Raw genomic sequence first — 25,921 nt, forward strand, 5'->3', positions numbered from 1 at the left:
CTTCGCCCACCATAGGGGCGTGCCTGTCCCGAACCCATGCCGATCTCCGCCCTGGGGCCATTGACAGGCATGACCCAGGCCCCGGCGGATCATCCGTCCGTTGCGTGAACGGCTAGTCTCACAATCTCCGCTCTCCGGGGCTTGCGACACTGTCCGACGCTCACGACAACGGCTCGAGGAGCCGAGATGTCCGACCATCACGACGACCCCAGCCAGGCGGGGCCGCTGAACCCCGCCGCCTTACCGATTCAGCAGCAGGGCCTGCTCAAGGGCGCCCACCGCGGCATGACCCTGACCGCCGCCGCCATCATCCTGGCCTTCGTGCTGTTTACCGCCTTCGATACCTCCCTGGCCGGTACCGTCTTCGGCAGCGCCCGGGCCTGGATCGAAAGCACCTTCAGCGCCTACTACATCATCACTTTGGTGTTCCTGATCGCCGTCTGCTTCGGCCTGATGCTCAGCCCCTTCGGCAAGATTCGCCTGGGCGACGACGATAGCCGCCCGGAGTTCTCCACCTTCGCCTGGATCGCCATGCTCTTCTCCGCGGGCATCGGCATCGGCATCCTCTTCTTCGGCGTCGCCGAGCCGCTCTTCTACCTGGATACCAGCGCTGCCTTCGGCTACCCCAACAACCCCTATGCGGACCTGGCCGGGGCCACCGCGCTGGGCCATGAGCGGGCGGTCTCGGCGCTGGCGGTCACCTACTTCCACTGGGGCCTGCACGGCTGGGCGGTCTATGTGCTGGTGGGCCTGTCGCTGGCCTACTTCGCCTACCGCAAGAAGCTGCCCCTGGCGCTGCGCTCGGCGCTCTATCCGTTTATCGGCGAGCGCATCTACGGCCCCATCGGCCATCTGGTGGATATCCTGGCGGTGTTCGGCGCCGTCTTCGGGGTGGCCACCTCCCTGGGGCTGGGGGTGAGCCAGATCGCCACCGGCCTGGAGCGGCTGTTCGGCATCGACCCGGGCAACCCCACCCAGCTGGCGCTGATCGCCCTTATCAGCGCGCTGTCGATTCTCTCGGCGGTCTCCGGGGTGGGGCGTGGCATCAAGCTGCTCTCCCAGTGGAACATCATCATGTCGGTGCTGCTGCTGGGGGTCTTCCTGTTCGCCGGCCCCACCAACTGGCTGCTGGGCATGTTCGGCGACTCCCTGGGCCACTACCTGGGCAACTTCGTGCAGATGGGGCTGTGGTTCCCCGAGGAGCCGGGACCCTCCCAGTGGCAGGGCGACTGGACCATCTTCTACTGGGGCTGGTGGCTGGCCTGGGCGCCCTTCGTCGGCCTCTTTATCGCGCGCATCTCCAAGGGGCGTACCCTGCGCGAATACATGGTCTGCGTGATGGTCATTCCCACCGCCATCATCATCGGTTGGCTCTGCGTCTTCGGCGGCGTGGCCCTGCATCAGGAGCTGACCGCCGGCGGCGAGGCCGGGCTGATCACCCTGGTGCAGAACTGGAACCTGCCGGCGGCCCTCTATGGCACCATCGATGGCCTGGTGGCCACCCCCTGGCTGGCCTGGGCGGTCTCGGCGCTGGCGACGCTGCTGCTGGGTAGCTGGTTTATCACCTCCTCCGACTCCGGGACCCTGGTGATCACCACCATCCTCTCCCTGGGCAACGATGAGCCCTCCCGGCCGATGCGCATCTTCTGGGGGGCGGTGATCGGCGCCGTGGCGGCGGTGCTGCTGCTGGCCGGCGGCCTCGGCGCCCTGCAGACCGCCTCCATCGCCGCGGCCCTGCCGCTGAGCGTGGTGATCATCCTGATGACCCTGGGGGTGCTCAAGTCGCTGATCCAGAACCCCGCCGCGGTGCGCCGCCGGCGGCGGGCGGCCCAGGCCGTCCCGGCGGGGCGGGGCTGACGCCATGCGCCTGGCGTATGCGGGGCCCCTGCCCGAGACCGTCGGCTTCCTGCTGCTGCCGCGCTTCTCGATGATGGCCTTCTTCGCCGCGGTGGAGCCGCTGCGCATCGCCAACCGCATCAGCGGCCGGCCGCTCTTCGACTGGACCCTGATCAGCGAGGCCGGCGGGCCGGTCACCGCCTCCAACGGCATGACATTGATGAGCGACCAGGCTATCGGCGAGGTGCACCATCTGCCCTCGCTGGCGGTATGCAGCGGCTTCGCGCCGGAGGCGCACCTCAGCCGGCCGCTGATGGCCTGGCTGCACCGCCTGGATCAGGCCGGCTGCGTGCTGGGCGGCCTGGACACCGGCTGCTTCCTGCTGGCGGCGGCCGGCCTGCTGGAGGGCGAGCGGGTCACCCTGCACTGGGAGAGCCTGCCCGCCTTCCGCGAGCGCTTCCCCGGGGTGTCGACCTCCGACGAGCTCTTCGAGCTGGGCCGGCGGCGTTTCTCCTGTGCCGGCGGCGCCGCCGCCATGGACATGGCCCTGGAGGTGATCGGCCGGCGCCACGGGGCGCGACTGGCCGTCGATGTCTCCGAGCAGCTGATCCACGAGCGCATCCGCACCCGCAGCGACCAGCAGCGCATGACCCTGGCGCGGCGCCTGGGCACCCACAAGCGGCACCTGGTGGAGGCGGTGGCGCTGATGGAGCGCCACCTGGAGGAGCCGCTGAGCCTCGCCGAGGTGGCCCGCCGCGGCGGCGTCTCTCCGCGTCAGCTGCAGCGCCTCTTCGACCAGGAGCTGGGCTGCTCGCCCCGCCACTACTACCTCAAGCTGCGCCTGGAGCGGGCCCGCCGCCTGCTCGACGAGACCGAGCTGGATATCCTCTCGGTGGGCCTGGCCTGCGGCTTCACCTCCAGCTCCAGCTTCTCCCGGGCCTTCCGCGGCTTCTACGGCCAGTCGCCACGCCAGGCGCGCCGGGGCCCCGACCCGGAAAGGAGTCGCGACGCCTGAGCCGCTCCCCGATACACTGGGCCCAAGGCCCCTCGGGAGAACGCCAATGGCACAGTCATCAGACCCCCATGATCCCCACCGCTGGCTCGAGGCGGTGGACGACCCGGCGGCCCTGGCCTGGGTGCGGGAGCACAACGCCGAGACCCTGGCCTGGTTGGCCAGTGATCCGGACTTCGAAGCGCTGCGCGATGACCTGCTGGCGATCCTCGAGGCCGACGAGCGCATCCCCTTCGTGGTACGCCGAGGCCCCCATTACTACAACTTCTGGCAGGACCAGGCCCACCCCCGGGGCGTCTGGCGCCGCACCCCGCTGGCCGAGTACGCCAGGCCGCGGCCGGACTGGGAAGTGCTGATCGACCTGGATGCCCTCAACGCCGCCGAGGGGGAGAATTGGGTGTGGCACGGCGCCCACTGCCTGCGGCCCCGTGGCGAGGGCGAGCCCTGGCGCCACTGCCTGGTGAATCTGTCCCGGGGCGGGGCCGACGCCGACGTGACCCGGGAGTTCGACCTGGTGGAGAAGCGCTGGGTGGAGGACGGCTTCCATCGCCCCGAGGCCAAGGGCGACCTGGCCTGGATCGATGGCGACAGCGTCTATGCCTTCACCGAGGTGGGAGAGGGCTCGCTGACCGCCTCCGGCTACCCCCGCCAGGTGCGCCGCTGGCATCGCGGCACGCCCCTGGCCCAGGCGCCGCTCTGCTTCGAGGGTGAGGTCGATGACCTCTCGGTCTCCGCCGGGGTCGACGACACCCCCGGCTTCGAGCGCCACCTGATCCGCCGGGCCAGGGCCTTCTACGCCAGCGAGCTCTACTTGCTCGACGCGGCGGGCATGCCGCGGCGCCTGGAGGTCCCCGACTCGGCCCGCAAGGGGCTGTATCGGCAGTGGCTGACCCTGGAACTGCGCGAGCCCTGGACCCTGGCGGGCACCACCCATGCGGCGGGCAGCCTGCTGGTGGCCGAGCTCGACGCCTGGCTGGCCGGCCGCCGCGAGGTGCGGGTGCTCTTCACCCCCGAGGCGGGGCGCTCCCTGGCGGACCTCACCTGGACCCGCCACCACCTGGTGCTCAATGTGCTGGAGCATGTGCGCAACCGCCTGGAGGTGCTGACCCCCGGGGCCGATGGCTGGCGCCGCGAGCCCCTGGCCGGGGTGCCCGAGGCGGGGTCCCTGAGCGTCGCCGCCGTGGACGCGGAGGAGAGCGACGAGCTGTTCCTGGTGGCCAGCGACTACCTGACCCCCACCACCCTCCATCATGGCCGGGTCGGTGAGCCGCTCACACCGCTCAAGCGGGCCCCGGCGCTGTTCGCGGCCGAGGGCATCGCGGTCAGCCAGCACTTCGCCACCAGCGCCGATGGTACCCGTATCCCCTATTTCCAGGTGGCGCGGCGCGATCTCGCCCCCCATGGCGAGCATCCGACCCTGCTCTACGGCTACGGCGGCTTCGAGGTCTCGCTGCTGCCCGCCTATAGCCCCGGGGTGGGGCGCGGCTGGCTCTCCCGGGGCGGGGTCTATGTGGTGGCCAATATCCGCGGTGGCGGCGAATACGGCCCCGACTGGCACCAGGCGGCGCTCAAGGAGAAGCGTCCCCGGGCCTTCGAGGACTTCGCCGCCGTGGCCGAGGACCTGATCGCCCGGGGCGTCACCTCGCCGCGGCGCCTGGGCATCCAGGGCGGCTCCAACGGCGGCCTGCTGGTGGGCAATATGCTGGTGAAATACCCGCGACTGTTCGGCGCCGTGGTCTGCCAGGTGCCGCTGCTCGATATGCGCCGTTACCACGAGCTGCTGGCCGGCGCCTCCTGGATGGCCGAGTACGGCGACCCGGACGGCGACGACTGGGACGCCTTCCTGCGCGACCTCTCCCCCTACCACAACCTGGACCCGGCGGCGGCCTACCCGCCGACGCTGCTGATGACCAGCACCCGGGACGACCGGGTCCACCCGGGCCATGCCCGCAAGATGCTGGCGCGGCTGCGCGAGCTGGGCCAGCCGGCGCTCTATTACGAGAACCTCGAAGGCGGCCATGGCGGCGCCGCCGACAACCCCCAGCGGGCGCGGATGCAGGCCCTGGCCTTTACCTTCCTGTGGCAGACCCTGGCCGCTGACTAGCGCCGGGGCAGGGTCACCCGCTTGGGTTCCAGATAGGCCGCGAGCCCCGCCTCGCCGAGCTCGCGGCCGATGCCGCTGCCCTTCATGCCGCCCCAACTGGCGTGGGGCGGCGCCACCTGGTCGCAGTTGATCCAGACGTTACCCGCCTCCAGGCGCCGGGCGATGGCCTCGGCCCGGGTCGGGTCGCCGGTGACCACGCTGGCGGCCAGGCCGTAGTCGCTGTCGTTGGCCAGTGCGATGGCTTCCTCGTCGCTGGCCACCCGCCGGGCACAGAGCAGCGGCCCGAAGATCTCTTCCCGCCATAGCCGGCTGGTGGTCGGCACCTCGCGATAGAGGCGCGGAGCCACGAAGCAGCCCTGCTCGGGCAGAGCGAGCGCCGGGGTCTCGCTATGCAGCCCCTCGGCCAGGGCCAGATAGCCCCGCACCCGGTCGCGCTGGGCGGCGTTGACCAGGGGGCCCATATCGGTCTCCGTGGCCAGGGGGTCGCCCAGGCGCAGGGTGCCCATGGCCGCGTCGATGGCCGCATAGAGGGCATCCGCCAGGCGCTCGTGGACCAGCAGCCGGCTGGTGGCCGAGCACATCTGGCCGGCGTTGTAGCAGATGCCGGCCATCACCAGGTCCCGGGCCTGGGCCAGGTCGGCGTCCTCGGTGACCAGGATCGGCGACTTGCCACCCAGCTCCAGGGAGACCGGCCGCACCCCGCGGGCGGCGGCCCGCATCACCGTCTCGCCCACCGGGTTGCTGCCGGTGAAGGAGAGCTTGTCGACGCCCGGGTGGCGGCTCAGCGGCGCGCCGATGCCCGGGCCGTCGCCATGCAGCAGGTTGACCACCCCCGGGGGCAGGCCCGCTTCCAGGACGATCTCCGCCAGGGCCCGCTCCGGCAGCGGGGTGACCTCGGAGGGCTTGAACACCACCGTGCAGCCGGCGGCCAGCGCCGGGGCCAGTTTCCAGGCGCTGCTGACCAGGGGGAAGTTCCAGGGGGTGATCAGCCCCACCACGCCGATGGGCTCCCAGTAGCGCCGCGCCGTCAGGCCGTCGATACCGCCGTCGTCGCGCTGCCCCTGGCGCTCGCCCAGGACGCGGGCCCGGGCGGCGTAGTAGCGGTAGCAGGCGATGGCGTCATCCAGGTCCTGGTGCGCCTCGGCGAGCGGCTTGCCGTTGTTGCGGCTCGACAGCGCGGCCAGCGCCTCGCGGCGCGTCTCGAGCCCCGCGGCGATGGCTTCCAGGTGGTCGCCGCGGCGGGCCTCGGGGGTAGCCCGCCAGCCGGGCAGGGCCCGGCGGGCGGCGGCCACCGCCGCCTCTACGTCGGCGGGATCCCCCGCGGTCACCTCGCCGATCGGCGTGCCGCGATAGGGATCGATGAGGGGATGGCGCGCTTCGGCGTGGCTGGCCACCCAGGCATTATCGATGAATTGCTCGGTCAGGGCGTGCATCGGCCTCTCCTCGCTCAGCGAATGGGTAGCCAGCGGCGCCGGGTCGGGCGCATGCCGGGAAAATTCAGCTCCACCAGGCGCAGCACCAGGGTCAGCACGATGGTGGTGGCCAGGTAGATGCCGGCGATCAGCAGCAGCGGCTCGTAGACCAGGAAGGTCTCGTCGCGAATGATATTGGCCGCCTGCAGCAGGTCCATCAGGGCGATGGTGGAGACCAGCGGTACCGATTTGAGCAGCAGGATCATCTCGCCGGTCAGGGTCGGCAGGCAGAGCTGGATGGCCCGGGGCAGCCAGAGCCGATAGAGCACCTGGAAGCCGGAGAGGCCGAAGGCGCGGCCGGCCTCCAGCTCGCCCCGGGGCACGCTCTGCATGGCGCCGCGGATCACCTCGCCGGAGTAGGCGCCGACGCTGAGGATGAAGGTCAGGGCGCCGAAGAAGAAGGGGTCGCGCAGCAGCGGCCAGAAGAGGCTGTCGCGGATGCCCGGGACCCCCTCCAGCAGCCGGCCCACCCCGTAGTAGAAGAAAAACAGCTGCACCAGCAGCGGGGTGCCGCGAATCACGGTGGTAAAGGCCCAGGCCAGCCAGGCCAGGGGGCGCGGGCCACGCAGCCGGGCCAGGGCCACCGCCACGGCGAGGATCAGGCCGCCCAGCGCCGAGACCAGCAGCAGCCACAGGGTATTGACGAAGCCCTCCCACAGGTAGGCCTGGTAGAAGGGGTCGCTCAGCCAGGAAAAGTCCATCTCAGGCCTCCGTGGGTTGGCCGCGGCGCACGTGGCGCTCGAGGCGGGCGAAGAGCGCCGTGGAGGTCAGGGTCATCAGTAGGTAGATGACGCCGGCGGCGGCATAGAAGAGGAAATAGGCGCGGCTGCTGGCGGCGGCCTGCTGGATGGTGAAGAACAGCTCGTTGAAGCCGATCACGCTGATCAGGGCGGTGTCCTTGATCAGGATCAGCCAGAGATTGGACATGCCCGGCAGGGCATTGGGCAGCATCCCCGGCAGCACGATGCGGTGGAAGCGCGTCCAGCGCGAGAAGCCGTAGGCGTCGGCGGCCTCCAGCTGGCCCCGGGGAATGGCCAGGATGGCGGCGCGGAACACCTCGGTCATATAGGCACCCTGGACGAAGGCCAGTACGCCCACGGCGGTGGAGAAGCCGGTGATCTGCACGGCGCCGGCCATGCCGAGCCGGGCCAGCAGGGCGTCCAGGGCCTGGGCGCCGGCATAGTAGAGCAGGATGATCAGCAGCAGCTCGGGGACCGCGCGGATCAGGGTGGAGTAGGCGGTGGCCAGGCCGCGCAGGGGCGCCCAGGGGCTGAGTCGGGCGCCGGCCCCCAGCAACCCCAGTAGCAGGCCGATGGCGTAGGCCAGCACGGCGATCTGCACCGTGGTTAGGGCCCCGGCCAGGATGGGGCCGGCCCAGTCGCCGAGTCCCTCCGGTGTCATCGAAGTCATGATGGAACCTTCTCTAGGTCACGTAACGAAGCGCCCCGGCGCGGCTGGCGCCGGGGGAGACGACTGGCTTGGGGCTCAGTCGTAGACGCAGACGTCGGTGCCCAGGAACTGCTCGGAGAGTTCGCCGCAGGTGCCGTCCTCGATGACCGCGGCGATGGCCGCGTTCAGGGCCTCGCGCAGGTCATCGTCGTCCTGGCGCAGGCCGATGCCGATGCCCTCGCCATAGGCCTCGTGGCGGGGCGCGGTGGCCTTGATCTCGAAGTTCGCCGCCTCGTCCCGCTCGAGGAACTGCAGCATGGCGATCTCGTCGGCGAGGACCAGGTCCAGGCGCCCGGCCAGCAGGTCGTTGTTGACCTGCTCCGCCTGATCATAGAGGCGGATATCCACGCCGCTGTCGCGCAGCTCGCGACGCGCATAGGTGGCGTTGGTGGTGGCGCTCTGCACCCCCATGATCAGGCCGTCCAGGCCGCCGGGGATGGCGAGTTCCCGCTCCTCGGCGGCCACATAGGCGCCGGGGGTGAAGTAGTAGGGGCGGGTGAAGTCGATGACCCGCTGGCGCTGCTCGGTGATCGACATGGAGTTCATGATCATGTCGATGCGCCCGGCATTGAGGGAGGGAATGATGCCGCTCCAGCCGGTGGGGGCGACCTCGCAGTCGCGACCCATGGCCTCACAGAGGCGGTGGGCCAACTCCACCTCGAAGCCGGTCCAGTCGCCGCTGGCGGCGCGGTAGGTGAAGGGCGGGTAGGGCTCGCCGGAGATGCCCACCTTGAGGGGAGCGTCGGCCTGGGCGGTGATACCCAGGCTCAGGGTGGCGGCGGCGGTGGCGATCATCAGGGGGAATTTCATGGTCTTCTCCTGTCGTTATGGTTAGCGGAGCGTTCAGGCCGCGGGCGCCACGAAGTGGCGGCAGCGGGGATCCTCGAAGACGTCTTGCGGGCACCCGGAGACGGCGATGCGCCCCTGGTCGAGGTAGACCAGCTGGTCGGAGACCTCGCGGGCGAAGTGCATCTCGTGGGTGACCAGCAGCATGGTGCGGCCCTCGTCGGCCAGGCCGCGGATCACCCCCAGCACCTCGTTGACCCGCTCCGGGTCGAGCGCCGAGGTGGGCTCGTCGAAGAGCAGCAGGCGCGGCTCCATGGCCAGGGCACGGGCGATGGCCACCCGCTGCTGCTGGCCGCCGGAGAGGAAGGCGGGGTAGGCGTCGCGCTTGTCGGCCATGCCGACCCGCTCCAGGTAGTTCTCGCCGAGGGCGGTGGCGCGCCTGCGGGAGAGCCCCTTGACCCGCATGGGGGCCTCGATGACGTTGCCCAGCACGCTGAGGTGGGGCCAGAGATTGAACTGCTGGAAGACCATGGTCACCTTGGCGCGCAGCCGCTGCAGCTGGCGCCGATCCAGGCCGGTGATGTCGCCCTGGGGATTGCGGGCGAAGCGAATCGCCTCATCCGCAATCGCCAGTTCGCCGCGGTCGGGGCGTTCCAGCAGGTTCATGCAGCGCAGCAGGGTGCTCTTGCCGGAGCCGCTGGCGCCGATGATCGAGGTGACGGTGCCTTCGGGGACGCTCAGGGAGACGCCCTTGAGCACCTCCAGATCGCCATAGCGCTTGATCAGGTGGTCGGCCACCACCGCATCGGCGGTGGTGGCCCGGGGACGGAGGGGAAGCTCGAGTGATGATGTCATAGGCAATCGGCCTCCGGGGCCGCGGTGGGTGACAGGGGATGCGGGGCGCCGGCATCGCGGGCGCGCTCCGCGCAGGCCGCCAGGCGGCGGCAGGCGGCGGCGAGTCGCTCGGCCTCCACGGTCAGGCTGAGGCGCACGAAGCCCGCTGCCGAGGGGCCGAAGGCCTCGCCGGAGAGCACCGAGATGCCCTCCTCGTCGAGCAGGCGGTCGGCGAAGGCCTGGGAAGAGAGGCCGGTGGCGCGGATATCCACCATCAGGAACATTCCCGCCGGGGGGCGGATCGCCGTCACCGCCGGGCTCTCGGCCAGGGCCGCGCAGGCGGCGTCGCGGCGCCCCCGATAGGCCTCGCGCATCGCCTGCAGCTCGACGGGCGGCGCGGTCAGGGCGTCGCAGGCGGCGTCCTGGATAAAGTCGGGGCAGCCGTAGAGCATGCACAGCGCCAGGTGGGTCAGGTGCCCGATCAGCGCCTCGGGACCCAGCACCCAGCCCAGGCGCCAGCCGGTCATGGCGTGGGACTTGGAGAGGCTGCTGATCACCACGCAGCGCTCGGCCATCTCCGGCAGGCCGGCGGGGCAGAGATGCTCGCCCTCGAAGATCAGCTCGGCATAGACCTCGTCGGAGATCAGCCAGAGGTCGTGACGCTGGCACAGGGCGGCGATCGCCGCCCAGGTCTCGGCGTCGATCAGCTGGCCGGTGGGGTTATGGGGGCTGTTGAGCAGGATGGCCCGGGTGCGCGGGGTGATGGCCGCCTCCAGGGCCGCCGGGTCGAGGCGGAACGCCGCCTCGCCGTCGAGGGGCACCTGCACCAGCTCGGCGCCGGTGGCGCGCAGCACCGCCTCGTAGGTGACATAGCTGGGCTCGGGCACCAGCACCTCGTCGCCGGGATCGAGCAGGCACTGGGCGGCGGCGTAGAGGCCGCACTGGGCGCCGGCCATGACGATGACGTTGTCGGGGCCCGCGGCGATGCCCCGGTGCCGGTAGTCGTCGGCGATGGCCTGGCGCAGCGCCAGCTTGCCCTGGACGTCCGAGTAGTGGGTGGCGCCGCCGCGCAGGCTGGCCACGGCGCTCTCGACGATGGGCGCCGGGGTGGCGAAGTCGGGATCGCCCACCGAGAGCACGGTGATCTCCTCGCCGGCGGCCTGGCGGGCCAGGGCGCGGTAGTGGATATCCCAGGCCGCGGCCCCTTCGCCGGCGATGCGGTCGGTCAGTTGGGAGTAGCGCATATCGGATCGTCCTCGCTCAGTGAGTAGTGGCCATCCAGGCCGCGGCATCGACCTCGATCAGCAGCGGCGAGGCCGCCTCGTCGAGCCGGCCCAGGGCCTCGCCCAGGGCGGCCGGATCACCCACCGCCCGGTAGCGACAGGCGTAGGCCGCGGCCAGGCCGGCGAAGTCCGGCGGCGCCAGGTCGACGCCGAGCCGAGGCACCTCGTGCATGGCCATATAGCGGCGAATCTCGTCGTAGCCTTGGTTGTTCCAGATCACCACCGCCACCGCCTGGCCCAGGTCGCGGGCGGTGGCCAGCTCGCCGAGCACGAACTGCAGGCCGCCGTCGCCCACCAGGGCGACCACCGGCCGCTCCGGGCAGGCCAGGGCGGCGCCCAGGGCCGCCGGCAGGCCGTAGCCCAGGGTGCCGTAGCCGGTGGCGGCATTGAACCAGCGCCGCGGTGCCGGCAGCGAGGCGAGGAAGTTGCCGGCATAGACCGGCCCGGTGGAGTCGCCCACCAGGATCGCCTCGGGCAGCGCCGCCCGCAGGGTGGCATAGAGGGGCACATAGGGGGCGAGCTCCGGGTCCGCCTCGAGGGCCAGGGCATCGCGCACCGCCGCGGCGCGGCCATCCTCGGCGCGCGCCGGCAGGGCCTCGGCCAGGTCGTGCATCACCTGGCCCACGTCGGCCAGCAGGGCCAGGTCGGCGGCCTGGTTGCGGGCCAGCTGTTGGGGGTCGATATCCACCCGGATCAGCCGCCCGTCGAGGCGAAAACCATCGTCGAACACCAGGTCATAGTCGGTCTCGCCCAGCTCGGTACCCAGCGCCAGCACCACATCCGCCTCGGCGGCCAGGCGGCGCGCGGCGGGCAGGCTGGCGGTGGCGCCCAGGTCCAGGGGGTGATCCTGACCCAGCACCCCCTTGGCGTTGATGGTGGTCAGCACCGGTGCCTGGAGGCGCTCCACCAGGGCGCGGGACGCCTGGGGGGCATCGGCACAGCCGCCGCCCAGCAGCAGCAGGGGGCGCTCGGCGCCGGCCAGCCAGTCGGCGGCCTGGGCGATGGCCGCCGCCGGGGCCGCCGGCGGGTAGACCCGCAGCGGGCGCGGCGCCGGGGCCTCCAGGGGCGCGGCCAGCAGGTCCAGGGGGATCTCGATATGCACCGGCCCCGGGCGGGCGCCCTGGAAGATCGCGAAGGCCCGCCCCAGCACCTCCGGCAGCGCCGCCGGGTCGAGCAGGGTGTGGCTGAAGACGCTGACCCCGGCCAGGGTCTCGCGCTGGCCGGGCAGCTCGTGGAGCCGGCCCTGCCCGCGACCCAGGGTATCGCGACGGTTGACGCTGGAGATCACCAGCATGGGGATGGAGTCGGCCAGGGCCTGCCCCATGGCGGTGGCGATATTGGTCATGCCGGGGCCGGTAATGATAAAGCAGGCGGCGGGCTTGCCGCTGGCCCGGGCATAGCCGTCGGCCATGAAGCCGGCGCCCTGCTCGTGGCGCGGGGTGATGTGGCGGATGGCGCTGTCGCCCAGGCTACGGTAGAGCTCGATGGTATGCACCCCGGGAATCCCGAAGGCGGTATCGATTCCGTAAGCCTCTAGGAGCCGCAATAAATAGCTGGCACAGGTCTGGTTCATCGCGAGGTCTCCTCGTCGGCCGGGGATACCGGGTCGGGCAGGCCACCGAAGGGCGGGCGCCCCAGGACCCGCTCCACCATGGGCAGGAAGTGACTCAGCGGCAGGGTGTCGTAGTCGGGATCGAAGCTGGTCTGGTCCCAGTCGTCGCAGAAGCGCACGGTGCGCGCATAGGCGGGGTGATCCCGGTACGCTTCCCGGGCGTGGCGATCGAGGCCGAAGTAGTGGCGATAGTGGTAGCCCTGGAAGAGTTCGTGGTGACGAATCATCCAGGCATTGAGGGGGTCGATAAAGGGCTCGAGGATGGCCGCGGCGATCTCGGCGTGGTTGGCCGGGGCCAGGTCATCGCCGATATCGTGGAGCAGGGCGCAGACCACCATCTCCTCATCGGCGCCGTCGCGCAGCGCTCGGGTGGCGGTCTGCAGGCAGTGCTCGTAGCGGTCCACCGGGTAGCCGTGGGTGTCCCCGGCCAGGTTGTGCAGGTGGGCCAGCACCCGCCGCGGCGCATCGGCCACATAGTCGCGGAAGCGGGCGTCGATCAGCGCCCAGTCGTCGCGCTGGGCCTCGCCGAAGTGGCGGAAATGGGCCTGGGTCATGCGGGCTCTCCTTGGGCATGGGGCTCGGCCTGGCGGCGCAATACCCGGCGGCGGCTGGCGGTGCTGTCGCGATCCACATAGCCCTGGCGCAGGTGGCGCACGCCGCCGGCCAGCTGATAGGCGCGCCGGCCATGGAACAGCCGGTAGTTGTCCATGATCAGCATCTGCCCCGGCGCCAGCTTGAGGTGCAGGGTCAGCTCGTCGCCGGTGATCAGCTCATAGAAGGCGCGGCGGGCGGCGTAGTAGGTGTCCAGCGTTTCGGGGGCCAGGGCCGGCACCCGCTCGGTGCGGTTGGAGTAGCGCACCCGCACCGGCTCGCCCTGGCTATCCAGCTCGATCAGCGGCCCCTCGCTCTCCAGGTGGGTGGTGTCGTCCCGGTAGCGGAAGCCCGGGCGCACCCGGGTCAGGCAGTCGAAGGCCACGGGGTCGCGCTCGCGCAGCCGGCGCGCCGCCATATAGCCGTCCACCAGGGTGTTGTCGCCGCCCTCGGCGGCATTGGTCAGGCAGTGCAGCCAGATATAGCCGGGGATGGGATCCCGGTAGGGGTTGTCGGTGTGCGGCTCCAGGCCGCGCTGGGTCATGGTCAGGTCGTAGGCATCGGCCACCGACTTGACGTCGGCGATGCCGCCCCAGTTGGTGCGCCGCAGCGGGCCGATGCGGTCGATCAGCGGGCGCATGCCGTCCTCCTTGGCGGGGACCCCGGAGACCAGCACGAAGCCGTCACGGTGCAGCGCCTCCAGCAGCGCCAGCAGGGCGCCGTCGTCCTGCAGGGCGGCGGCGAAGTCGGCCTGGGGGGTAGGGGCGCCGGCGGCGTCCCAGAGCCGCCGGGGCGGATCGATGGGCACCTCGAGCAGCTCCTCCAGCGGCACCTCGCAGCGGTGACCATCGGCAAAGCGCAGCGCCAGGGCGGCCCCGCTGACGTCGGCGGCCTCGAGGCGCAGGTCCAGGGGCAGCTCGGCGGCCTCGATCAGGCGCTGGCCGGTGCGTGGGTCCCGGGTCTGGGGATCGGGGCTGCGTTCGCGCAGCCACAGGGCGGTGAACTCCCGCGATTGGTCCCGATGGTCGAGTACCAGGCGTTGGCCCTGGGCCCGGAGCCTGACGTGGGTCATGACGGCGTCTCCACAAGATTCGGTCACTGGCATTGGCGTGAGTGCTTACTACCTTATCCGTGGTTTCGCCCCTGGACTTGATTAAATTGGCCATATCCTTGAACTTATTGGCCATGATGGAACCCTATCCCGACGAATGGCCCTATCCGCGTCCCGACTCGCCGCCTCTGCTTACCCCCGAGGAGGCCGAGCACACCCTGGATGTCTGGCTGGTGCCCAAGTTCTCGATGCTGACCCTGTTCTGCCTGCTGGAGCCGCTGCGGGTGGCCAATCGCTTCGGGCGCAACCTCTTCGCCTGGCGGTTGCGCTCCGCCACCGGCCAGGCGGTGGTGGCCAGCAACGGGGTGCGTATCGACGTGGATGGCCCGCTCGAGACCCTGGCCGACGATGCCGGCCTGATCGTGGTCTCCTCCTATGAAGCGGAGCTGACGGTGGGGGCGGCGGAGCGGGCCGTGCTGAGGCGCATCGCCGCCCATGGCGGCTGGCTGGGGGGGCTGGATACGGCACCCTTTATCCTCGCCCGGGCGGGGGTGCTGGAGGGGCATCGGGTGGCCTTGCACTGGGAGAGCGTGCCGGCCTTTCGCCAGGAGTTTCCCCACCTGGCCATCAGCCAGGCCCGCTACGAGTTCGGTAGCGAGCGCCTGACCGGCTCCGGGGGCTCGGCCAGCATCGACATGATGCTGGACTGGATCGAGCGGGCCTATGGGCCGGCCCTGGCCAATGCGGTGGGGCGCCAACTGGTCCACCAGCGGGCCCGGGGCGAGGCCTCCCTGGCGCAGCGCCATCTCTACGAAGAGCTGCCGCGCAGCGTGGTGCGGGCCCTGGCGGTGATGGAGGCCAACCTGGCCCAGGCGCTGCCAATTCCCGAGGTGTGTCGCCTGGTGGGCCAGTCCCAGCGCCAGCTGACGCGGCTGTTCATGGCCCATTTCGGCGAGAGCCCCAAGCAGTGCTACCTGGGCCTGCGCCTCGACCAGGCGCGGCGCATCCTCGCCGATAGCCGCTGCCGGGTCACCGAGGCGGCTCTGGCCGCCGGCTTTACCCAGCCGGCGCACTTCTCGCGGGCCTATCGGCGCCGCTTCAACGAGGCCCCGAGTACCACCGCCGAGCGCGGCTCCCTCTAGATCTCCGACCTTGCCGAGCCCTGGCCGGCGCCGGGGCGCGCGATTCTCGGACGAGGCCCCGAGTACCACCGCCGAGCGCGGCTCCCTCTAGATCTCCGACCTTGCCGAGCCCTGGCCGGCGCCGGGGCGCGCGATTCTCGGACGAGGCCCCGAGTACCACCGCCGAGCGCGGCTCCCTCTAGATCTCCGACCTTGCCGAGCCCTGGCCGGCGCCGGGGCGCGCGATTCTCGGACGAGGCCCCGAGTACCACCACCGAGCGCGGCTCCCTCTAGATCACCGACCTTGCCGAGCCCTGGCCGGCGCCGGGGCGCGCGATTCTCGGACGAGGCCCCGAGTACCACCGCCGAGCGCGGCTCCCTCTAGATCTCCGACCTTGCCGAGCCCTGGCCGGCGCCGGGGCGCGCGATTCTCGGACGAGGCCCCGAGTACCACCGCCGAGCGGGGCTCCCTCTAGATCACCCGACCTTGCCGGTCCGTTGCCGGCGCCGGGCGCGCTGGATCATCCGGTAGCGGGAGCGCACTTCGTCCCGTTCCAGGTAGCAGCCCTGCAGCCAGCGCTGGCCGCCGCCCCCGGCGAAGGCGTCCCGGGCGTGCAGCAGCCGGCGGTTGTCGAAGATCACCAGGTCCCCCGGGGCATAGTCGAAGCGCAGGGCGAACTGCGGCTCATGGAGCAGGGCCTGCAGCGCCATCAGCGCCGCATAGGCGGGCTCCACCGCCGCGAAGGGCGCCTGCAGCGGGCCACGCAGGAAGTCGGCGATACGTACTTCCTGCAACTCGCCGCGCTCGTCCAGGCCGATCATGGGGGCATGCCAGACATGATCGGTGGTGCGGGCGGTATTGGCGAAGCACCAGCGCTGGCGGGTCAGGGTGGCGAAGGCCTCGGGATGGCGGTCGCGTAGCGCCTCGGCCACGGCGAAGCCGTCGAGCATCACCGCCTGGCCCCCCGCCACGTCGTTCTCCAGGCAGTGCAGCAGCTGCAGCCCCGGCTGGTACTCCCGGGTGGGCAGGTCCACATGGGGCGGCAGGGCGATGGAGGTATAGGCGTTGGAGTCCGGGTCGGGCTTGGCGCGCACGTCGAAGAGGGTGCCGAAGTTGGTGGCCCGCAGCGGGCCGATGCGCGCGGCGATCTCGGCCAGGGAGCCCGGCGCGGTGGGCAGGCCGCGCAGGCGCACCAGCCCCTTGCCGAGCACGCTCTCCAGGGCCGGGGCGAGGATCGCCTCCTCGGCCTCGCTGGCCGGCTCGGCGTCGAGCAGGCCGCTGGCGTCGAGGCTGTCGGGGATGGCCTCGGGGCCGCCCAGCCAGGTCGTTACCGGCACCAAGGGGCCCTCCTGGGTGGCGCCGTTGTCGTAGTCATGGGCGCGCAGCCAGCCGGGATGGAAGCGCAGTCCGCGCGCCTCGGGGGCGAAGGTGACGCAGAGGGCGCCGGCGGCGTCCACCTCGGCGGCGGCGATCTCCGGCCAGGCGGGCAGGGTGGAGAGGTCGAGGATGCGCTCCCGGGTGGCGGGATTGACGGTGCTCTCGTCGGCGGCGTTCTCGCGCAGCCAGATGCCGTGATAGCGGCTGGTGCGACCGTCGCTCCAGCCCAGGGTGACCACCCGGGCGTCGTGGGCGACGGAGCGGATCTCGGCCTCGATGGGCCAGGCGTCGTAGTCCGGGGTAAGCGGCAGCGTCGGGGACGACAGCGAATTCATAATGGCCTCTCCTGGGATAGGGCGAGCGTTGGGTCGAGAGGCCTAGCTTGCCCGTGGCGGCGCCGGCGGAAGCGGCGCCATTCGACGCCGACTATGCACCATTCGACAGCTTCGCCTGAGCACCACTCGACAGCCCGGCTTAAGCACCATTCGACAGTTTGGTCCGAGCACCACTCGACAGCCCACCGAGCACCATTCCACAGCTTCGCCTGAGCACCACTCGACAGCCCGGCTTAAGCGCCATTCGATAGCCAGGCCCGATCCTGTTGGCGCCGCAGCTGGCTCGGGGTGAGGCCGTGGCGCTGGCGAAAGGCGCGGGTAAAGCTGGAGGCGGAGGCGAAGCCACAGGCCTGGGCGATCTCCAGCACCCGGTGGGAGGTCTCCAGCAGCAGGCCATGGGCGTGATCCAGGCGCAGTCCCAGGTAGTGATCCCGGGGGGAGCGCTCCAGGTAGCGCAGGAAGAGCCGCTCCAGGCCGCGCCAGGAGAGTGCCAGGCGCCGGGCGAGGTCGGCGATGGCCAGGGGCGACTCCAGGTTGGCCTCCATCAGGCCGATGGCGCGGCGCAGCTCCAGGGGCAGATGGGGCGGTACCGCGGGGCGCTGGCGGCTGGCGGGCAGGCGCCCCCGGGCATGCACCAGCTGGGCATTGACCCGGGCCGCCAGGGCCTCGCCGTGGCGGCGTCGCACCAGGTCCAGGGCCATGTCGATGGCGGCGCTGCCGCCGGCGCAGGAGAAGCCCCGGGCGTCCACTTCGTAGAGGGACTCCACGGCGTCGACCCGCGGGAAGCGGCGGCGGAAGTCGGGCAGGCTCTCCCAGTGCAGGGTCACGGTCTGGTCGTCGAGCAGTCCCGCCGCGGCCAGCGCCACGCAGCCGGTGTCCATGCCGCCCAGCACGCCGCCTCGGGCCGCCCGCTCGCGCAGCCAGCCCAGCAGGGCCGGGGTCAGGGCCGCCTCGGGGGCGAAGCTGGCGCAGACCGCCAGGCTGGGAAAGTCCGGGGCCTGCTCCAGGGCCAGCTCGACCTCCAGGGACATGCCGTTGCTGGCCATCACCGGGGCACCGTCCAGGCCGATCAGCCGCCAGCGGAACAGCTCGCGGCCCGCCATGCGATTGGCGATCCGCAGCGGCTCGATGGCGGAGAAGAGCGCCACCATGGCGAAGCGCGGCAGCAGCAGGATACCGATGGGTTCCGGCTCGGGGCCGGCATAGTGGAGTCGCATCAGGGGGCGGGCGTCGGTTCGGGGCCCCCATTATGGGAGCCCCGGCGCTGTCTGCAAACCCTGGGCTACGCCGGCTCCGAGCCACCGCCGCGTGTCTCGGGCATGGCGGCCCGGTCTCGCTTGAGACGCAGCAGGAAGGCGCCGGTCAGGGCGAAGATGCCGAGTGCCACGGGAATCGCCGAGACCGAGATCAGGGTCAGGATCACCCGGTAGACGTCGCCGCCCAGCCCGCCGATCACGATGGCCAGGCCGGCCATGGCCAGGATCCAGAAGATCCGCGTGCGCCGGGCGGTCAGCATCTCGCAGACCAGGCCCGCCGAATCGGCGCTGGTGACGAAGAACAGCAGGATATTGAGCAGCAGCACCAGCGACAGCAGCCCGCTGGTGTCGATATCGCGCACCAGTTGGAAGACGTCCTCGGCGCCGGCCTCGAGGCCGGCCAGGCCGAAGGTGACGAACCAGAAGCCGGTGAGCAGGCTGGGTACGACCAGGATGCCCAGTACCAGCTCGCGCAGGCTGCGGCCCTTGGAGATGCGCGCGATAAAGACCCCGGTGAAGATAAACCAGCCGTACCAGGAGGCCTCGAAGGCATAGAGCCAGTCGGCCAGCCAGGCCTTGCGCTCCGGGTCGCCGAGGCCGATATCGGTGGCCATGGCCGGGTAGCGCAGCAGGTACTCCGGCAGCAGGCGGGCGAACTGGGCGAGGATCTCCCCGGGCTGGGTGAGCAGGAAGACCGCCAGCATCAGCCCCAGGGCGAAGACGCTGTTGTAGTTGCTCAGCCACTTGATGCCGCGCTTGAGCCCCGAGGCGGAGGAGAGGATGGCGAAACCGGCCAGGGTCAGGATCATCGCCGCGTTGCTCACCTCCAGGCCGAGGCCGTCGGCCAGCGCCTGGCGCAGCGGCGTGCTGGCGTAGGCGAAGGTCAGCGCCAGGCCGATCACCGTGGCCACCACCAGGCTGACCAGGTTGAGGCGGCTGAGGAAGCCGTTGCCCAGCAGCTGCTCGGCGGGCTTGGCGATGCGCAGGTTGTAGAGGGCGTGGGCGAACATCACCCCCACCCCCAGGTAGCCCACCCAGGCCAGCAGGCCCCAGTGGTTGAGGGCGGTTAGCAGCGCCTCATGGGAGCTCATTCCCGCCTCCACATGGTAGCGGGGCTCGCTGACGCCCCAGGTCAGCAGGGCGATGCCCATGCCGGTGGAGAACAGCATGCCCAGCCAGCTGGGGGTGGAGAACTCCGGCGGCCCCTCGCCGAAGCGCAGCCGGCCCAGGGGGGTGACGGCGGCCACCAGGAAGAACAGCGAGGCGGCGAAGGCGGGGTAGGTGAAGAGGAAGCCGAAGTTGCCGATCACCTGGGTCTTGGCCAGGGTCAGGGCCTGTTCGAACTGCCCCGGGAAGAGCACGATGGCGCCGATCAGGGCGCCCACCGTCAGCACCGAGGCGACGCTGGTCAGATAGTCCTGTTTCATGGCGGGTCGATTCCACTGTTGTTATTGAGGTGGTAGGTCATGCCAGCCTAGGCCGGGGGGCGTCGATGGACTTGGCGCCAGGCGAAGGGAAATCGACGCCATCCGCAGGGCCGAAGGCGTCTGTCTGGCGTCGCATTGCGGCAAGGGCCGCAGACGGGGCCGAGCGAGACTGCCGGCATGGTGTCCTGAATCGGCGCGGGAGGCGGCAGCCATGCGACTCGAGCATGATGGTACGACCCCGGAGCGCATCGGCTTTTTGCTGGTGCCCGGCTTCTCGATGATGGCCTTCTTCGCCGCGGTGGAGCCGCTGCGCATCGCCAACCGTGTCGCCGACCGGGCCCTCTATGCCTGGTGTCTGATCAGCGCCGATGGCCAGCCGGTCTCCGCCTCCAACGGCATGACCCTGATGGTGGATCACGCCATCGATGAAGTGGCGTCGCTGCCCTGCCTGGCGGTATGCAGTGGCTTCTCACCGGAGGCCCAGTTGAGCCGCTCGCTGATTCGCTGGCTGCACCGCCTCGACCGTGGCGGTTGCGTGTTGGGAGGGCTGGATACCGGTGGTTTCCTGCTGGCGGCGGCGGGGCTCCTGGAGGGGGCGCGGGTCACCCTGCACTGGGAGAGCCTGCCCGCCTTCCGCGAACGCTTTCCCACTATTGCCACCTCCGACGAACTCTTCGAACTGGGGCCGCGGCGCTTCTCCTGTGCCGGCGGGGCCGCCGCCATGGACATGGCCCTGGCGGCAATCGGTCATCGTCACGGTAGCGCCCTGGCGGTGGCGGTCTCGGAGCAGTTGATCCATGACCGCATCCGCAGTCGTGGCGATCAGCAGCGCATGTCCCTGGCGCGGCGGCTGGGCACCCATAAACGCCGCCTGATCGAGGCGGTGGCGCTGATGGAACGCCACCTGGAGGAGCCGCTGTCACTGGCGGAGATCGCCCACCGCAGCGGCGTCTCGCCGCGCCAGCTGCAGCGCCTCTTCGAGCAGGAACTCAACAGCTCGCCGCGCCACTGGTACCTCAGGCTGCGGCTGACCCGGGCCCGCCAGCTCCTCGAGGATACCCAGCTGGATATCCTCTCGGTGGGCCTGGCCTGCGGCTTCACCTCCAGCTCCAGCTTCTCCCGGGCCTTTCGCGGCCAGTTCGGCGTCTCGCCGCGGTGGGTACGGTTAGGAGGCTGCCGAACTTAACGCTGATTTACTGCGAATCCCGGGCTTTCGGCCAACGTCATTCGATCCATTTCGTTAAATAGCGCGCTATTCGCCTCAATCGATCGAACAATTTGACTCGAAATCCGTGACTCTCGTCACAATCGGTCAAGCCCGACAGCCTCCTGGCATCGCCAAGCTAGGGGCGCGGGGCTGCCAGACGCCCGGCCAGGGCCCGGCAGAAGTCGCGCCAGGCCTCGCCCATGGGGGCCAGGTGAGCCTGGGCGTGGAGGGCGCCATGGACCATCCCCGGGGCGCGGCGATAGCCGACTCGAGCCCCTCGGCGTCGCCACTCGGCCACGGCGGCTTCCAGGGGGCGGGTAAGGGGATCGTGTTCCACCGCCAGCACTTCGATCCGTTGGGAGGGGGGCGTCTCGGGGACGGGGGGCAGGGCGGGGGCGATCGCTCGCCACAGGGTGAGGATCTCGTCCCGGGAGAGCAATGGCGCATCCGGGCCCAGCGCGACCGTGTCGGGGCTGCCCACCGGGGGATAGATCAGCCCCAGGGGCCATGCTGGGCTCGTCGGCTCCCAGGCCAGGTCGAGTACCAGCCGTCCCCCGGCGCTGTCGCCCACCAGGGCCTGCGGGGCGATGGCCTCGGCCACCGTTCGGCAGTCGGCGAGCATGGTGGCATAGTCCGCCTCCGGGGCCAGGCGATAGTCGACGCTGATAACCTCGCGGTCCAGCTGCGCGGCGAGGCTCGCCGCCACCCCGTGGTGGCTCGTCACCGAGCCCAGGCTCCAGCCGCCGCCGTGCACGAAAAGCACCGACCCGGGCAGGCAGCGTCGCGGCGTGAAGCGGCGGATCGCCACGCCGGCCAGGCGTTCGTCCATCACCCGCAGGCCCGGCGGATCGGCGGGGGCGAAGCCGGCGCAGAGGGCCTCATAGCGAGGGCGTGCCACCGCCGGTGGCACGCCCTCCAGATCGCTCAGGCCGTCGGCGAAGCAGCGGATAAAGGCCGCGATCTCCATCCCGTCAGCGCCGGATGCCGATGGTGCGCCCGGCGAGTTCCGGCCAGGCGCCGGCGTCGGCGTGGGGCAGGTCGGCCAGCGCCTCGGCGACCGGCGCCGGGAAGGCATCGGGGCGGCCGCTCTGCCGGTTCATGCCCATCAGCATCTGCTCGCTGGTGGCCAGCAGGTTGCACTCCTCGTCGAACAGCTCGAAGAAGGCGTGTAGCCGCTTGGCGTCGCGATCCAGCAGGCTCACCGTGACCGCCAGCGGCTGGTCCTGGTGGGCCTCGCGGCGGTAGCAGAGGTGGGTCTCCAGGGTATAGATGGTGTAGCCGTGACGGCGACGCCCCTCGGCATCCAGGCCGATGCGGTCCATCAGCGCCTCCACCGCCAGGGAGAAGACCCTGGCGTACTCGGCGTCGTTCATATGGCCGTTGTAGTCGACCCACTCCGGGGCCACCCGGGTCTCCAGGATCACCATCAGATGCGCCCCTCCAGGCCTTCCGCTTCCGGCCAGTATTTCTGCACCAGGTCGAGCAGTTCAACCAGGAAGTCGTCGCGGCGACGGTCGAGTTCGCTGACCGGACGGCCGGCGGCCTGGTACTCGCAGCCTTCGACCACCTTGTCGATCAGCTCCTCGGTGAGCTCGGGGGCCTCGAGCCTGGTCCAGGGCAGCTTCAGCGCCGGGCCGAACTGCTCCAGCATATGACGCATGCCCGGCTCGCCGCCGGCCAGGTGGAAGGTCAGGAAGGTGCCCATCAGCGACCAGCGCAGGCCGCAGCCGTAGACCACCGCGGCGTCCACCTCCTCGGTGGTGGCCACGCCGTCGTTGACCAGGTGCAGGGCCTCGCGCCATAGCGCCTCCATCAGGCGGTCGGCGATATGTCCCTCGATCTCGCGGCGGACCACCAGCGGACGCATGGCCAGTTCCCGGTACAGGACCTGGGCCCGTGCGGTCTGCTCGGCGGCGGTGGCCTCGCCTCCCACCAGCTCGACCAACGGCAGCAGGTAGACCGGGTTGAAGGGGTGGGCGACGATCACCCGCCCCGGCGCCTTGGCACAGTCTTGCTGCAGGTCGCTGGGCTTAAAGCCGGAAGTGGACGAGCCGATGATCACCTCCGCCTCGGCGGCGGCGTCCAGGGCGGCGAGGATCTCGCGCTTGAGTTCCAGGCGCTCCGGGACGTTCTCCTGGATCAGGTCGGCGCCGGCCACGGCGGCCTCGAGGCTATCGACGAAGGTGAGCCGCGCGGGACTGGCGCCCTCGGTCAGGCCCAGGCGCTCGAGGGACGGCCAGGCGTTGTCGACGAAGGCGCGGGTGCGTTCCGGTGCCTCCGGGGCCGGGTCGAAGGCCACCACGTCCCAGCCCCGGGCCAGGGCCCGGGCGATCCAGCCGTTGCCGATGACGCCGGTGCCGATCACGCTCAGTTGGCGGCTCATGCGTCACCTCCGACGACTTTCTCCACGATCTGGCCGGTGCGCGGGTCACGCAGCTTGAGGTGGGCGCGGGTCTCGGCGGGGGTCATGACCCGGGCGCCGAGGTTGTCGATCAGGGTGGCGGCCTTCTCTACCAGTTGGCCGTTGGTGGCCAGGATGCCCTTCTCCAGGTAGAGGTTGTCCTCCAGGCCGACCCGGGCATGACCGCCCAGCAGCACCGCCTGGGCGACCATGGGCATCTGCTGGCGACCGATGCCGAAGGCGGCCCAGTTGGCGGTCTCCGGCAGCTTGTTGCGCATGGCCAGCATGGTCTCGGTGTCGGCCTCGGCGCCCCAGGGGATGCCCAGGCAGAGCTGATAGAGGGGGTCGCCGTCGAGCAGGCCCTCCTGCTGCAGCTGGCGGGCGAACCACACATGGCCCAGGTCGAAGCACTCGAGCTCCGGCTTGACCCCGGCGGCCTGCACCAGGCGGGCGTGCTCGCGCAGCCAGTCGGCGGTGTTCACGTAGACCATGTCGCCGAAGTTGAGGCTGCCGCAGTCCAGGGTGCAGAGCTCCGGCAAGAGCTCGGCCACCGGCGCGTGGCGCTCGCTCGGGGTCTGGATATCGGTGCCCGGGCCGCCGCGGGTGGGGTCCTCGGCGTCGGGGATCCAGTCGCCACCGCCGCCGGCGGTGATGTTCATGACGATATCCGTGTCCGCCTCGCGGACCCGCTCCATCACCTCGCGGAAGTGCTCCACGGAGTGGCTGATGCCGCCGGTCTGCGGGTCGCGCACATGGATATGCGCCACGCTGGCGCCGGCCCGGGCGGCCTCGATGCAGCTGTCGGCGATCTGCTTGGGCGTCACCGGCACATGGGGGCTCTTGGCGGTGGTGTCGCCGGCGCCGGTGATGGCGCAGGTAAGGATGACGTTGCGATTCATGGTCGCTCCCTCGGGGTGGTGGAATTCGCGTTCAGTGTCGTCCGCCACGGCCCCGGCCGTTTGGCAACTTGCGCCGGGAAGTTGACCCGAGTCGCCGGAGAGGGATGAATAGGACGCGAATCATCGGGCAAGATCGCCCGAGACCATCGAGGAGAGGGTCATGGAAGGGATGCTGGAGCTGTTGTCGCCGCTATCGGCGGCGATCAACCTGGGCCTGGTGCTGCTGGCGGCGCTGACCTCGGGGGTCTCGGCGGCGGTGGGCATCGGCGGCGGCACCCTGCTGATCATGGTGATGGCCCAGGTGATGCCGGCCACGGCGCTGATTCCGGTCCACGGCATGGTGCAGTTGGGCTCCAACGGCGGCCGGGCGGTGATGACCTGGCGGCATATCGATCGCGGCCTGCTGGTCGCCTTCCTGCCCGGGGTGGTGCTGGGGGCCCTGGTGGCCGCCTGGCTGATGGTGCGCCTGTCGCCGGGGGTGCTGGAACTGTGCATCGCCGCCTTCGTGCTCTACTCCTGCTGGGGGCCGGGCTGGCCCAGGGGCTGGCTGGGGCACGCTGGGACCCTGCTGGCCGGGGCCCTGACCACCTTCCTCTCCAGCCTGGTGGGGGCGTCCGGCCCCCTGGTAGGGGCGGTGATCAAGCAGCACTTCAGCGAGCGCCTGCCGCGGGTGGCCACCTTCGCCGCCTGCATGAGCTTCCAGCACCTCACCAAGGCCTTCGTCTTCGGGGTCGCCGGCTTCGTGTTCCGCGACTGGCTGGCGTTGATGGTGGCGATGATCGTCGCCGGCCTGGCGGGCACCTGGCTGGGCCTGCGCCTGCTGCGTCACCTCTCCGATCGGCGCTTCGACACCCTCTTCAAGTGGGTGCTGACCCTGCTGGCGCTGCGCCTGATCTGGCTGGGACTGGGGCGGCTCGGCATCGTTGCTTAGGCGTCCGCGTCGCCGGCTCGCCGGCACAGGCGGGCGGCGCGATCCAGGGCGGGGCCGGCGCCGTCCAGGGCGAAGTCCAGCTCCCAGGGCTCGTCGTCATCGCCGAGGCGCAGCTGCAGTACCTCGCCGCTGCGCAGCTCGTGGAGCAGGCGATAGGGCTCGTCGAGGGTAAAGAGGGCGTAGGCGCCGCTGTCGCCGGGATCCCGCCGAAGGTCGGTCGGGGCGGCGAAGGGGGGGAGGTCGTCGATGCGCAGGCTGGCCGAGCCCTGGCGGGTCTCGGGCGTGGCCACGAACTCGTGCATCTCCACCCGCAGCTCCGCCCGGGGTTGGCAATGGGGCGGGGCGAAGTCCACCGAGAAGGCGGTGCCGGGCTGATCCAGGGTATTGGTGGCGCGGAAGAGGCGCGCCTCGCCCAGGCTCAGGCGCAGCGAGTGCCAGTGACCGCTGGGCTCGACGCGGTCGGCATTGAACATGGTGGCCGCCGCCGGGGTGGCCAGCAGCAGGGCGCCGGTCAGCAGCAAGGAACGGGGCAGGGTGGGCATGGAGACGCTCCGCCGGGAAGAGAAGGTCGTTAGCCTACCCAATCGCGTGCTGGGCGACCATGCCGAGGGGGCGTTTGGAGAGCGGGATCAGGGCGACAGTGGTGCCTTGGGGTGGCGCCTGTGAAAGGCCTCCCAGGCCTTCTCGTGGAAGAAGTAGGCCAGGGTGTTGACCGCCGGCTCGATCATGGCGATCAGGCCGCCCAGCACCCAACTGCCGGTGAGCAGGAAGGTGACGGCGAAGGCCACGCTGAAATGCACGACGGCGAACGTCAGGGTCTTGATCTTGGCCTGGGACATGATGGTCCTCCTCGATGCGGTTGAGACTCATAATAAGAGAATGATTCTTATTTGTTGAGTTAAATCCCCCAATCCCGGTGATAGTCAGGATCTGTCG

24 protein-coding genes are annotated in these 25,921 nt (G+C 70.7%); 6 read left to right on the forward strand and 18 right to left on the reverse strand.

Features of this window, described 5'->3' with window-relative positions:
• Positions 1-186: 186 nt before the first annotated feature.
• From ACZ5EF_RS20310 to ACZ5EF_RS20320, 3 genes are read left to right on the forward strand one after another with little or no spacing between them, the layout of a single operon-like run.
• Complete coding sequence (locus tag ACZ5EF_RS20310; protein ID WP_346060757.1) at positions 187-1,857, forward strand: BCCT family transporter; 1,671 nt, start codon at positions 187-189, stop codon at positions 1,855-1,857.
• A 4-nt stretch (positions 1,858-1,861) separates the two neighbouring features.
• Positions 1,862-2,851 (forward strand): GlxA family transcriptional regulator, encoded by a 990-nt coding sequence (locus ACZ5EF_RS20315; RefSeq protein WP_346060756.1) that lies wholly within the window; start codon positions 1,862-1,864, stop codon positions 2,849-2,851.
• Positions 2,852-2,897: 46 nt separating this feature from the next.
• A complete protein-coding gene (locus ACZ5EF_RS20320) occupies positions 2,898-4,952 on the forward strand; it encodes a prolyl oligopeptidase family serine peptidase (RefSeq protein WP_346060755.1) in 2,055 nt (684 codons plus the stop codon).
• On the opposite strand, the gene ACZ5EF_RS20325 is transcribed toward ACZ5EF_RS20320, so the two are convergent.
• The 9 genes from ACZ5EF_RS20325 to tmpA form a co-directional block, all read right to left on the reverse strand.
• Positions 4,949-6,385, reverse strand: a complete 1,437-nt coding sequence (locus ACZ5EF_RS20325; RefSeq protein ID WP_346060754.1) for an aldehyde dehydrogenase family protein — start codon at positions 6,383-6,385, stop codon at positions 4,949-4,951. The genes ACZ5EF_RS20320 and ACZ5EF_RS20325 overlap by 4 nt on opposite strands.
• A 14-nt stretch (positions 6,386-6,399) precedes the next feature.
• Positions 6,400-7,125 carry an ABC transporter permease gene (locus ACZ5EF_RS20330; RefSeq protein WP_346060753.1) on the reverse strand — a complete coding sequence of 242 codons (726 nt, stop codon included), beginning with the start codon at positions 7,123-7,125 and terminating at the stop codon, positions 6,400-6,402.
• Position 7,126: 1 nt separating this feature from the next.
• The gene (locus ACZ5EF_RS20335; RefSeq protein ID WP_346060752.1) at positions 7,127-7,834 is read right to left on the reverse strand and encodes an ABC transporter permease; all 708 of its coding nucleotides are present in this window, start codon (positions 7,832-7,834) and stop codon (positions 7,127-7,129) included.
• 75 nt (positions 7,835-7,909) lie between these two features.
• Positions 7,910-8,683 carry a transporter substrate-binding domain-containing protein gene (locus tag ACZ5EF_RS20340; protein ID WP_346060751.1) on the reverse strand — a complete coding sequence of 258 codons (774 nt, stop codon included), beginning with the start codon at positions 8,681-8,683 and terminating at the stop codon, positions 7,910-7,912.
• A 33-nt stretch (positions 8,684-8,716) separates the two neighbouring features.
• Entirely contained in the window at positions 8,717-9,514 is a 798-nt protein-coding gene (locus ACZ5EF_RS20345; RefSeq protein ID WP_346060750.1) for an amino acid ABC transporter ATP-binding protein, read from the reverse strand.
• On the reverse strand, positions 9,511-10,737 hold the full coding sequence (locus tag ACZ5EF_RS20350; protein WP_346060749.1) for a pyridoxal phosphate-dependent aminotransferase: 1,227 nt from the start codon (positions 10,735-10,737) through the stop codon (positions 9,511-9,513). Before ACZ5EF_RS20350 ends, ACZ5EF_RS20345 begins: the two co-directional genes overlap by 4 nt.
• Before the next feature lie 16 nt (positions 10,738-10,753).
• Entirely contained in the window at positions 10,754-12,349 is a 1,596-nt protein-coding gene (locus ACZ5EF_RS20355) for a 5-guanidino-2-oxopentanoate decarboxylase (protein ID WP_346060748.1), read from the reverse strand.
• Complete coding sequence (locus ACZ5EF_RS20360) at positions 12,346-12,942, reverse strand: HD domain-containing protein (protein ID WP_346060747.1); 597 nt, start codon at positions 12,940-12,942, stop codon at positions 12,346-12,348. The genes ACZ5EF_RS20355 and ACZ5EF_RS20360 overlap by 4 nt, the downstream gene beginning before the upstream one ends.
• Positions 12,939-14,051, reverse strand: a complete 1,113-nt coding sequence (gene tmpA / locus ACZ5EF_RS20365) for a 2-trimethylaminoethylphosphonate dioxygenase (protein WP_346060746.1) — start codon at positions 14,049-14,051, stop codon at positions 12,939-12,941. The genes ACZ5EF_RS20360 and tmpA overlap by 4 nt, the downstream gene beginning before the upstream one ends.
• A gap of 113 nt (positions 14,052-14,164) precedes the next feature.
• On the opposite strand from tmpA, the gene ACZ5EF_RS20370 reads away from it, so the two are divergent.
• Positions 14,165-15,172, forward strand: coding sequence for a GlxA family transcriptional regulator (locus ACZ5EF_RS20370; protein ID WP_346060745.1), 1,008 nt, complete (start codon positions 14,165-14,167; stop codon positions 15,170-15,172).
• Between the two features lie 456 nt (positions 15,173-15,628).
• Here ACZ5EF_RS20370 and ACZ5EF_RS20375 read toward each other — a convergent pair whose 3' ends face one another.
• From ACZ5EF_RS20375 to ACZ5EF_RS20385, 3 genes are all read right to left on the reverse strand, one after another.
• Complete coding sequence (locus ACZ5EF_RS20375; protein ID WP_346060744.1) at positions 15,629-16,864, reverse strand: TauD/TfdA family dioxygenase; 1,236 nt, start codon at positions 16,862-16,864, stop codon at positions 15,629-15,631.
• A 233-nt stretch (positions 16,865-17,097) separates the two neighbouring features.
• Complete coding sequence (locus ACZ5EF_RS20380; RefSeq protein ID WP_346060743.1) at positions 17,098-18,081, reverse strand: GlxA family transcriptional regulator; 984 nt, start codon at positions 18,079-18,081, stop codon at positions 17,098-17,100.
• A 65-nt stretch (positions 18,082-18,146) separates the two neighbouring features.
• Positions 18,147-19,547, reverse strand: coding sequence for a BCCT family transporter (locus ACZ5EF_RS20385; RefSeq protein WP_346060742.1), 1,401 nt, complete (start codon positions 19,545-19,547; stop codon positions 18,147-18,149).
• Between the two features lie 211 nt (positions 19,548-19,758).
• On the opposite strand from ACZ5EF_RS20385, the gene ACZ5EF_RS20390 reads away from it, so the two are divergent.
• The gene (locus ACZ5EF_RS20390) at positions 19,759-20,733 is read left to right on the forward strand and encodes a GlxA family transcriptional regulator (protein ID WP_346060741.1); all 975 of its coding nucleotides are present in this window, start codon (positions 19,759-19,761) and stop codon (positions 20,731-20,733) included.
• Positions 20,734-20,890: 157 nt separating this feature from the next.
• Here ACZ5EF_RS20390 and ACZ5EF_RS20395 read toward each other — a convergent pair whose 3' ends face one another.
• From ACZ5EF_RS20395 to ACZ5EF_RS20410, 4 genes are read right to left on the reverse strand one after another with little or no spacing between them, the layout of a single operon-like run.
• On the reverse strand, positions 20,891-21,721 hold the full coding sequence (locus ACZ5EF_RS20395) for an alpha/beta hydrolase fold domain-containing protein (RefSeq protein WP_346060740.1): 831 nt from the start codon (positions 21,719-21,721) through the stop codon (positions 20,891-20,893).
• 4 nt (positions 21,722-21,725) lie between these two features.
• Positions 21,726-22,181 (reverse strand): thioesterase family protein, encoded by a 456-nt coding sequence (locus tag ACZ5EF_RS20400; RefSeq protein ID WP_346060739.1) that lies wholly within the window; start codon positions 22,179-22,181, stop codon positions 21,726-21,728.
• The gene (locus ACZ5EF_RS20405) at positions 22,181-23,137 is read right to left on the reverse strand and encodes an L-carnitine dehydrogenase (RefSeq protein ID WP_346060738.1); all 957 of its coding nucleotides are present in this window, start codon (positions 23,135-23,137) and stop codon (positions 22,181-22,183) included. The genes ACZ5EF_RS20400 and ACZ5EF_RS20405 overlap by 1 nt, the downstream gene beginning before the upstream one ends.
• On the reverse strand, positions 23,134-24,054 hold the full coding sequence (locus ACZ5EF_RS20410; RefSeq protein WP_346060737.1) for a beta-keto acid cleavage family enzyme: 921 nt from the start codon (positions 24,052-24,054) through the stop codon (positions 23,134-23,136). Before ACZ5EF_RS20410 ends, ACZ5EF_RS20405 begins: the two co-directional genes overlap by 4 nt.
• Positions 24,055-24,214: 160 nt before the next feature.
• Here ACZ5EF_RS20410 and ACZ5EF_RS20415 point away from each other — a divergent pair, with 160 nt between their 5' ends.
• Complete coding sequence (locus tag ACZ5EF_RS20415) at positions 24,215-24,985, forward strand: sulfite exporter TauE/SafE family protein (protein ID WP_346060736.1); 771 nt, start codon at positions 24,215-24,217, stop codon at positions 24,983-24,985.
• Here the strand turns inward: ACZ5EF_RS20415 and ACZ5EF_RS20420 are convergent.
• Both ACZ5EF_RS20420 and ACZ5EF_RS20425 read right to left on the reverse strand, forming a co-directional pair.
• Positions 24,982-25,527, reverse strand: coding sequence for an invasion associated locus B family protein (locus ACZ5EF_RS20420; protein WP_346060735.1), 546 nt, complete (start codon positions 25,525-25,527; stop codon positions 24,982-24,984). The genes ACZ5EF_RS20415 and ACZ5EF_RS20420 overlap by 4 nt on opposite strands.
• Positions 25,528-25,614: 87 nt before the next feature.
• Entirely contained in the window at positions 25,615-25,824 is a 210-nt protein-coding gene (locus tag ACZ5EF_RS20425) for a DUF2061 domain-containing protein (protein WP_346060734.1), read from the reverse strand.
• Positions 25,825-25,921: the final 97 nt, after the last annotated feature.

The organism is Bisbaumannia salifodinae, from assembly GCF_055388505.1.

Coding starts and splice junctions, on each gene's coding strand:
- ACZ5EF_RS20310 (WP_346060757.1), top strand. CDS start 187: ATGTCCGACCATCACGACGACCCCAGCCAGGCGGGGCCGCTGAACCCC.
- ACZ5EF_RS20315 (WP_346060756.1), top strand. CDS start 1,862: ATGCGCCTGGCGTATGCGGGGCCCCTGCCCGAGACCGTCGGCTTCCTG.
- ACZ5EF_RS20320 (WP_346060755.1), top strand. CDS start 2,898: ATGGCACAGTCATCAGACCCCCATGATCCCCACCGCTGGCTCGAGGCG.
- ACZ5EF_RS20325 (WP_346060754.1), bottom strand. CDS start 6,385: ATGCACGCCCTGACCGAGCAATTCATCGATAATGCCTGGGTGGCCAGC.
- ACZ5EF_RS20330 (WP_346060753.1), bottom strand. CDS start 7,125: ATGGACTTTTCCTGGCTGAGCGACCCCTTCTACCAGGCCTACCTGTGG.
- ACZ5EF_RS20335 (WP_346060752.1), bottom strand. CDS start 7,834: ATGACTTCGATGACACCGGAGGGACTCGGCGACTGGGCCGGCCCCATC.
- ACZ5EF_RS20340 (WP_346060751.1), bottom strand. CDS start 8,683: ATGAAATTCCCCCTGATGATCGCCACCGCCGCCGCCACCCTGAGCCTG.
- ACZ5EF_RS20345 (WP_346060750.1), bottom strand. CDS start 9,514: ATGACATCATCACTCGAGCTTCCCCTCCGTCCCCGGGCCACCACCGCC.
- ACZ5EF_RS20350 (WP_346060749.1), bottom strand. CDS start 10,737: ATGCGCTACTCCCAACTGACCGACCGCATCGCCGGCGAAGGGGCCGCG.
- ACZ5EF_RS20355 (WP_346060748.1), bottom strand. CDS start 12,349: ATGAACCAGACCTGTGCCAGCTATTTATTGCGGCTCCTAGAGGCTTAC.
- ACZ5EF_RS20360 (WP_346060747.1), bottom strand. CDS start 12,942: ATGACCCAGGCCCATTTCCGCCACTTCGGCGAGGCCCAGCGCGACGAC.
- tmpA (WP_346060746.1), bottom strand. CDS start 14,051: ATGACCCACGTCAGGCTCCGGGCCCAGGGCCAACGCCTGGTACTCGAC.
- ACZ5EF_RS20370 (WP_346060745.1), top strand. CDS start 14,165: ATGATGGAACCCTATCCCGACGAATGGCCCTATCCGCGTCCCGACTCG.
- ACZ5EF_RS20375 (WP_346060744.1), bottom strand. CDS start 16,864: ATGAATTCGCTGTCGTCCCCGACGCTGCCGCTTACCCCGGACTACGAC.
- ACZ5EF_RS20380 (WP_346060743.1), bottom strand. CDS start 18,081: ATGCGACTCCACTATGCCGGCCCCGAGCCGGAACCCATCGGTATCCTG.
- ACZ5EF_RS20385 (WP_346060742.1), bottom strand. CDS start 19,547: ATGAAACAGGACTATCTGACCAGCGTCGCCTCGGTGCTGACGGTGGGC.
- ACZ5EF_RS20390 (WP_346060741.1), top strand. CDS start 19,759: ATGCGACTCGAGCATGATGGTACGACCCCGGAGCGCATCGGCTTTTTG.
- ACZ5EF_RS20395 (WP_346060740.1), bottom strand. CDS start 21,721: ATGGAGATCGCGGCCTTTATCCGCTGCTTCGCCGACGGCCTGAGCGAT.
- ACZ5EF_RS20400 (WP_346060739.1), bottom strand. CDS start 22,181: ATGGTGATCCTGGAGACCCGGGTGGCCCCGGAGTGGGTCGACTACAAC.
- ACZ5EF_RS20405 (WP_346060738.1), bottom strand. CDS start 23,137: ATGAGCCGCCAACTGAGCGTGATCGGCACCGGCGTCATCGGCAACGGC.
- ACZ5EF_RS20410 (WP_346060737.1), bottom strand. CDS start 24,054: ATGAATCGCAACGTCATCCTTACCTGCGCCATCACCGGCGCCGGCGAC.
- ACZ5EF_RS20415 (WP_346060736.1), top strand. CDS start 24,215: ATGGAAGGGATGCTGGAGCTGTTGTCGCCGCTATCGGCGGCGATCAAC.
- ACZ5EF_RS20420 (WP_346060735.1), bottom strand. CDS start 25,527: ATGCCCACCCTGCCCCGTTCCTTGCTGCTGACCGGCGCCCTGCTGCTG.
- ACZ5EF_RS20425 (WP_346060734.1), bottom strand. CDS start 25,824: ATGTCCCAGGCCAAGATCAAGACCCTGACGTTCGCCGTCGTGCATTTC.